The sequence below is a fragment of the Pseudoflavonifractor sp. 60 genome, assembly GCF_009911645.1.
GTDB lineage: Bacteria > Bacillota > Clostridia > Oscillospirales > Oscillospiraceae > Lawsonibacter.
Window position 1 is genome coordinate 1 of sequence record NZ_QWKI01000281.1, and the last position, 1,839, is coordinate 1,839.

Sequence of the window (1,839 nt, forward strand, 5' to 3'; positions counted from 1 at the left end):
TCTGAACTGCGGCCACACCGCCTTCCCCATCATCCTGGGGGTCAGCCGCCCCCAGCACTCCAAGGAGGAGCTGGAACAGTTCCGCACCGACAACAAGAAGGGCGTCGATATTGACGGGCGGCATTACACCGGATACGAGGCTACCCAGATGCAGCGGAAGCTGGAGCGGAGCATCCGGGCCCAAAAGCGGCGCGTCATGGTGGACGAGGCCGCCAGGGACGCCGAAAAACTGGCCCAGGACCAGTCTAAGCTGACCCTCCTCCGCCAGCGCTACGCTCAGTTCTCCAAGGCCGCCGGGCTCAAGACCCAGTATGAGCGGACGGAGGTTGCAGGGGTTGGGACAAAAATACTATCAGTGCGGAAAAGCGATATTGGAGATGCTACCAGGCGGACGGTTAAGGGTATAGTAGAAGGCCAGACAGTTGTTGGATTTAATAAGCTGCCAAAAGAAATGCAGCAATCGTTTCGAGATGGACTCGCAAAAGCAACACCAGAAGCAAAGACTGTTTTACGAAAAATTTACCGTAAAACTGATTATACTTTAGTTGATGGGAGACGTTCCTATTATTCTGACGGTATTTTAAAAAATATCGTTTGTATTGGTGAAAATGCTGGCCCATCCACACTTGCCCACGAACTGTTTCATAAGCTAGATGAAGGATTTAAAATCAGTAAAACGTTGGCGAAGAGTTTGAAAAAAGATTATAAAGCACTCAATGCAATAAGCAACGGAAATGTGAAGAGCTACCTATTGCGAGTGCATCCAGAGATATTTAGCCGGACGTCAAAATTAGGAGAACCATTAATGGGAGAAAAGTATCGTGGTATTTCTGACATTTTGAATGGTTTATCTGGCGGGAAAATATATTACGGATATGGCCATAAAGAAAAGGATTGGTTAATCCCCGGAGCACTTGAATCTGAATCGTGGGCGCAGTTTGGGCGTATTTTGTACGAAAACAACGATGCTGTTATAGAACTCATGAATGAGCTATTTCCAAACTTCTTCAACAGTGCTATAATAGCATTGAAAGGATTGGTGTAACAATGTGGGAGAGCGAATTTACTGAGGAACTGCTTGATTTGTACAAAAAGTATGCTGCGGAACACTATGGTGTTGAGCCTGATGGGTATGACGAGCTGTGTTGTAATGCTATGACATATGAAGAATTTGTGGGATTCATCAAAGAGTGCCTTGCAACAGGCAAGGAGATGCCGGAGGTAGTGCCATGATTAAGACCATCCATAACCGCCCCTGGTACTGCTGTCCGCACTGTGGCAAGGCACTGTTTCCTGTCCGGACGGACACCAAGGTCAGCAACATGCCCTTCCGGTGCAAGGCCTGCAAGCACGACCTGGAAGTGAATATCGCATAGAGCCAAGAGCCTGTGAGCCAAGAGCCATCAACCTGTCGGGGGACCCGATGGGCTGGTGGCTCATTTATTTTAACCAAACGAAAGGAGACGCTATGAAACCGGAATTTTTGCAGAACTTCAAGGTGGGGGACGCGCCCCTGCCGAAAGAGATCATCGACGCCATTCTGGCGGAGAACACCCGTGACCTGGAGGCGGCGGTGCAGCCCTTTGCGGACTACGAGTCCATCAAGACCCAGCTGGCCACCGCCACCGAGGGCCTGAAGGCCTTTGAGGGGCTGGACGTGAAGGACCTCCAGGGGCAGATCGCGGCCCTCCAGGGCAAGCTGGACACCCAGGCCAGGGAGCACGCGGCCCAGCTGGCGGACCTGGCCTTTGACGGGGTGCTCAAGGAGGCCATCACCGCCGCCCGGGGCCGCAATGCCAAGGCCATCCGGGCGCTGCTGGACGTGGACGCCCTGAAAGC

Annotated in this window: 4 protein-coding genes; all 4 read left to right on the forward strand. The window is 52.0% G+C overall.

Features of this window, described 5'->3' with window-relative positions; all coding sequences use genetic code 11:
- The coding region (locus D1646_RS21555; protein ID WP_243154293.1) for a phage minor capsid protein at positions 1-1,045 on the forward strand (1,045 nt) is incomplete at its 5' end.
- Positions 1,046-1,047: 2 nt separating this feature from the next.
- Positions 1,048-1,233: a hypothetical protein gene (locus D1646_RS21560; protein ID WP_160638412.1), complete on the forward strand. Its 186-nt coding sequence runs from the start codon at positions 1,048-1,050 to the stop codon at positions 1,231-1,233.
- A complete protein-coding gene (locus D1646_RS21565; RefSeq protein ID WP_160638413.1) occupies positions 1,230-1,376 on the forward strand; it encodes a hypothetical protein in 147 nt (48 codons plus the stop codon). Before D1646_RS21560 ends, D1646_RS21565 begins: the two co-directional genes overlap by 4 nt.
- 92 nt (positions 1,377-1,468) lie before the next feature.
- A partial coding sequence (locus D1646_RS21570) for a phage scaffolding protein (RefSeq protein ID WP_201754801.1) occupies positions 1,469-1,839 on the forward strand: 371 nt, incomplete at its 3' end.